General features: G+C 35.9%; 3 protein-coding genes. 1 reads left to right on the forward strand and 2 read right to left on the reverse strand.

Features of this window, described 5'->3' with window-relative positions:
- The coding region (locus tag MICAI_RS02935; RefSeq protein WP_157221715.1) for a WYL domain-containing protein at positions 1-2,109 on the reverse strand (2,109 nt) is incomplete at its 3' end.
- A gap of 978 nt (positions 2,110-3,087) precedes the next feature.
- On the opposite strand from MICAI_RS02935, the gene MICAI_RS02940 reads away from it, so the two are divergent.
- On the forward strand, positions 3,088-4,788 hold the full coding sequence (locus MICAI_RS02940; protein ID WP_008197492.1) for a hypothetical protein: 1,701 nt from the start codon (positions 3,088-3,090) through the stop codon (positions 4,786-4,788).
- Between the two features lie 74 nt (positions 4,789-4,862).
- On the opposite strand, the gene MICAI_RS02945 is transcribed toward MICAI_RS02940, so the two are convergent.
- Positions 4,863-5,825, reverse strand: a complete 963-nt coding sequence (locus MICAI_RS02945; RefSeq protein WP_039899523.1) for an NYN domain-containing protein — start codon at positions 5,823-5,825, stop codon at positions 4,863-4,865.
- Positions 5,826-6,109 lie beyond the last annotated feature (284 nt).

Genomic DNA, 6,109 nt, shown 5'->3' on the forward strand with positions numbered 1-6,109 from the left:
ATAAATATTAGTAATTCCCTCTCCAATACTATAAATTCTGTCAACTAATGATTGAGGTTCAATCACCTTAACTTCTTTTCCCCAACCCGAAATCCAACGAATGAGATCAATGTCCATTAAAGACCATTCGGGTACAGTAACTTTAATAGTATATTGATAGGGAGGAATATTTTGGTCTAACTTAAAAATTCCACGATCTCGCGTAGCGAGCGCTTTGCGTTCATAACTCGTTCCTTTTAACCAATCAGGTAAAGACATTTCTATTTTCTGAAATCTTTGATTTCCTTCACAAATAAATTTAAACGCAAGTTCTGTGGCGTAGAGAATGACAGTAACATTTAATTTCTTTCCTTGTTGGGAATCTAAATACTGACGCTGTTTTGCAACATCATCGCCTAAATAAATTCCTGCACTTGCATCATAAAGTTTATGGAGCTTATCTAACGCTTTCTTTTGCTCATTTATATCTCTCTGAGTATTTACTTGTTGAAATCGGATTCTATCAATTCTTGCGAAAGCAAATAAACCTTTTTTGTCTCCTTCACCTATTTCATACCCTAAATACCATGCAATATTATGAAAAACAATTTGTAAAGGATAAGCGGTAAAGTGTGGTTGATCTTTTGGCCATTTAGCACTTCCTTGAATATGACTAAATTTCAAAAGCTCTCCTTTTTTTATCGCTTCTTCTAACTGTTCAAATTGTTGTTGATATTTCTCCACATCAACAATGGATTTTGTGCCAATTAAGCGAGTAGAATAAGGAGCTTCTTCTTCTAAAAGTTTGGAATTCACTAATCGTTGTTCAAATATATCATAAATTTCGGCAGCAAGAGGATCTTTAAAATATTTCTCTACTGAATGGGATCGGAGAGATTGATAGAGCTTATTTAACTCATATTGAGATAAAATACCTGTTCCTGCAAAGTAGCCTTTCTTCATAGCAAAATTAGGTAAAAGTTGATAAGGTTTAATACAATGACAAATATCTTCTCGAAAGTTATTTTCTAGAGGACTTCTTTGATATTCATTCTCAATATCAATCTTGCCAGAAAATAAGCCATAGTTATACATCGCTTTAACAATGCTAGTTTGCCTAAAACCTGTTTCTGTTGTCACCGAAGGTTTGCTATTTTCTTCGCATAAAAAAGGATGATGAACAATAAAACGAATCGTTTTTATTAACCGTTGAAATTTTTCTAAATCATTGTAACGATGACTAATTAAATAAGGATAATCAATCGACTCTATCTCAATTAAATTAGCCGCTATATCTCCTCTGGCTAAAATCCCATTTTTTTCTAACCAATATAAGTCTTTTTCTATTGCTTTAGGATGGGCATAAATAGCATGATACTTTTTAGTAATTACTGCACAAATTTCCTCAATTGAAGTGCTAAACTGAGGTAATTCTTCGACTTCTAAAATTTCTTTCAGGTTTTCTGGTTCAGTTTCCGCTAAATTCCCAATCCCTGGGTAGTTAATAATGACGGACATTAAGTGCATTAATCGTTCAAAGTCTAATAAACGAGAATATGGGTGAAAAACTTTATTCTTATTCAAGTTAGCTATGTTAGCTAAAAGACGCTTGAATCCTGTGAGAATTGTACAAATTTCGTCAAGATCAAAGTTATTGTCTTTAACAGGAACAGGATAGATTTTTAACAGTCCTTCGTTAGACTCTGGGGGATTTTCTTGTAAATTAGCGTTCATCTTATCAATCACTTCGTCAGGAACTTGGCGATCACGTTGTTGATTTCTTTGTTTACATTTTTCCACAGAAGTCTGTAGATGCCATCCTATCCATTGAATATTAAATAAATTAACCGTTTTATACAGAAAATCAAGTCGCCACGGGCGCATGACATTAGTGGCATCATAAATGACAGGTTGATCTTTTTCAACGGCGGTTTTAATTTGATCTAAGACTTCTACCTCAATATCCGCCCAAATTCCTTGATTTGCAGCATCTCCATAAAGTTGCGCCCGAATTTCATCGGTTGAAACCACGACAGCATTAATTTCTTCTGCCAAAACTTGAGCAAACGTTGATTTACCGCTTGCAGGAAGTCCAATCAAAAAGTGACAAATTACAAGCTTTTTCATCATTAGTTTGAAAGGCCGTAAAATAACGGTGTAATTGTTCAATTTGAGTCAAAGAATTGATTGATTCGTTACTATAGGTAAGTTCAGTTTGTCCAATCGCTCCCTTTTCTGATTCAGGAAGTTGATATTCTAGAGAGCATCTGTAACTCCTAAATTAAGCTTTATGTCAAGCTATTTTGAAAGCCTTACCAGAAGCAAGTTTTAGCGACAAGTATAATTACTCGCTTGCATAAATGAGATGCTCCCATATTCTGGTTGAATCTGTGACTCGTTCTGGACTCATCTAAACCTCCACAGCAGAAGAATAAAGAATTAAAGTATATCTATCTGAGTCAATCCTATCATATAAGTACGTTCTATCGCCGTACATTTTCTAGCCATTTAAGATCGCTCAGTAAAATAGCAATCACCTGTGTTTTAACCGCAGAATAGATATAGTATTGATCGGTGTTAATAAACTGTTCTTTATAGTCTCTCCTCAATTGCAATAAAGGATGATTGAGAATAATGTTTAAGATGTCTGGAATTGTCTTATGTACAGGGTGAGAGCATCTCAAAAGCTATTGACAATTGGTCAATTTTGTGATCCGCATGGGCTTTCAGCCGATACCAGCCAATCAGAATAGTTACCAAATTGACCAAATGGGTCGATTTTTGCTTAACAATTGAGATGGCAAATTCTCCTCAAATATGCCTGAATCGTGGGTAAGCAACCCCCACAAAGTCCCTTTTGTCAAGGATTGTTAAGATGGGCTTGCCCTGATATAATAGACGGTGGGCTAATGTCCTGAATTAAGCTTAATAATCCCTAACGAGAAATAATGACCATTTCATGCGAACTCCCACCCCTTGCTGAAATTTTTCAATATGGAGTTTCTTAACTCAACCCAGAGAAGATATCGGTGTTCGCACCAAATACACTCTCATAAGCTTTAATTTAGGGTAACGTCGTCATTAGCCATTAATTTACAGTTAATAAATATGACTATTCTTCTTGCGAACCTTGGGACTTCTGACTTATCTATTAAAGTAACAGTAGATAGCAAGAATTATTATCTTCCTATTGATTTTCTCTCGAATGAATCTAATCTAAATAAAAAACTTAAAGACTTAGATAATGATCGTCGAACTATTTGGGACAATATGTATCAAGGTTTTAACTATGTTCCTAATAGTCAAGTTTACCAAGATTTAGGATTGCCTAACCAAAAACAACCAGTTCGTGAATTAACCAAAGCTCTACAATCAAGCTATCAAAAAGAGTCCCCTAAATGGCATTCTCTTATTCGACCAACTCGAATTGGAAGTGTAATCCAAAAAGCAGTAGCAATGGGAGCATCTAAAGCCTATATTTTCGTCACCAATCAACCGACTTCACACCCTCAAGATACCATTTATTTGTTCCAGATTATTCAACAGTGGGTACAACAGGAATATCCTGATTTTGAATTAATTCAAAAAGAGCTACAACTTAATTTAGATCCGCAAAATCCTAACCTTGAAGATTTAGTTCTTGAATACTACTATAATCAGTTGAATGAGATTTATTTAGAAGAAAATTTATCCCAAGAATCAACTATTTTAGTCAATGTTAAAGGGGGAACATTGCACCAAAAAACTGCACTCAAAATTCAAGCAATTGCCAGTGATTTTAAAAATATTCTGTTCATTGACCCCATTTTAGACCTTAATCAACTTTTAGAGGGCAAAAACTCTGAATGTCAACTAACTTCTTATTGGCTTTATCAACGGAATCAAAAATATCAAACCGTTAAGTTACTGTTACAAAAAAGATGGGATTTTGACGGAGCAAGAGTGATTGTTAAAGATTGGCAAGAAACTTTGATTTATTTAGCAAAACAAGTTTCTGCAATAGCCAGTGACACCCAAAAAGAGCAAGAAAAGTTAACAGAAATTCTCACAAGACTTGATTTTGCCGTTAGCTGTTTTAACCTTGATAAAAATGCCGTGAGAGATAATGATAAAATGGAGCATAACTTTTGGTTAAATCTTTATACTCAATGTCGGATTTATTGGGAACTAGATGAAATCGCTAACTTTCTAATCCGATTAAGTTCTTTTTATGAAGTCACTTTAAATGAATTAATTATGGGCTTACGCGGACAAAAATACTTGAGAAATAATAATCAAAATCAAGATTGGGCATTTGCCAGAAACAAAGCATCTCAAGAATTTTATAATAAGTTTCAGGAATTAGAACAGGATTTTGAAAGGAGGGATTTCTACAAATTAGGAAATCGTTATAGTAAGAGAAATTTTGTTCAAACCTTAATAGAAATTGATCATCCTGAACGCAAAGCGCTCGCTACGCGAGATCGCCTTGAATTATGGCAACAGATTCTAGCCTCTTTGGTAAAATTAGATTATTGGTTTGATAATCGAAATACGCTCATTCATCGTGGCAGAGGAGTATCAGTACAAACTATGATTGATCAATTGCAAGAAGACAAACGAAATTGGACTGACGACAAAGATAAATATAAACCTAATCCCCATAAAGCTTGTCATCCTAACAATATTTTAGGGGAAGTTCTCAATATTGCTGTCCACACTTATCAGTTACTTGGACAAAAATCATCTCCTTATGTCGGTTGGGATAAAAACACTCCCTATTATCTCTATAGCGAATTACGAGATGAAATTTGTCAACAATTGATTTAACCCTTGAATCCCCGCAAAGGCGGGGACAAGACTAATTTCAAGACCAGCTTTAGAAGCGGTGGAAGATGTGACTTTTAAGCGGTTAGTCTCTTAAGTTTAACAATCTGGTCACTGATAGATTCTAGGGGGATAAAGTCCTGTTTTAGTAATGCTTGTAAGCGAGAATTAGTGTTTACAGAAGCACCAACCACATTGACATCAACGTTGCGTGCTTGTAGTCTCTCAATCAAGGGAATGAAATCTCCATCACCAGTGACTAAGATAATGCGATCACCTGGTTTAACCGCCTCTATTAAATCCAACCCCATCGCTAAATCATCGCCAAGAGTTTTCCATCCGTTTTCCCGTTGTGATAAAGGGAAGGTGATTACCTCGTAGTTAAGTTGTTTTAAGTGATGAAGCCATTGTTTTTGATTCGGAGAAAGATGCTCATGGAGTCCAGTATAATACTTTAAAGTAAAAGTATCTGTCTGTTTTGCTGGTTCCACCAGAGCAATTTTTAAGGCTTTCCAGTCAATTTCTAAGCCTAGTGTTTCGGTCGTTTTGCTGAAATTGTTACCATCGATGTAGATGTGAGTCACCGTCTGTCTTTTTTGGGGTAGGGGAATGACTCGCTTCTCAGTTTCTATCTCTGGGGTTGGCTTCTCTTGGGGAGTAAGTTGATTTAACTGTTGTTGTTGCTGATTTAGAGTTGCAGTCGTTAGCTTTTGTTGATGTTGAACTTTTTGGGTTGCGCCTACCAGTAAACGGCTATTGGTTTTCAGGGTTCTGACTTCTTTAGCCACTTTTTCTGTTGTGTGTGTGACAGCTTTAACCTCTTTTTCGATTTTTTCGATCCCCTTAATCATAGTTTGGGAGTTAGTCAGACTTCCTTCAATCAGAGTCTTGATTTTCTTTTTTTCTTTAGTAACAATGATCGCAGAGGTAGAAGTGGCGGTCGCGAGCGCTGTTCCTACTATCATCAGATCCAGTTGACCCGAAGAAACGATCGCACTAACGAACAGAGAAGAAGCTACTTGAATGAAGGTTTTCATCATTTTTTCTTCTTTTGAGTATAGTGTGTACGGATAAATGAGTTCCACCTAGCTCCATTAGGCGGCCTTAACTAGGTGTGAACAATTTTTATCGTAATAGGGTTTTTAACGGGGTTCAAGCCATGTCATGCGAACGCCCATCTTCTGATTTTATCAAGTAAAGCAGCCGCAAGAATCCAAGGGGAAGTGAGGTCAAGAGAAGATTTTATCGCCGATATTAATACTTGGCGAATTGATGTCCTCGATCTCAGGAAGAGAGGTATTTTTCTCATTACTCAGGAAAAGAG

Source organism: Microcystis sp. T1-4, from assembly GCF_000297435.1.
Taxonomy (GTDB): Bacteria; Cyanobacteriota; Cyanobacteriia; order Cyanobacteriales; family Microcystaceae; genus Microcystis.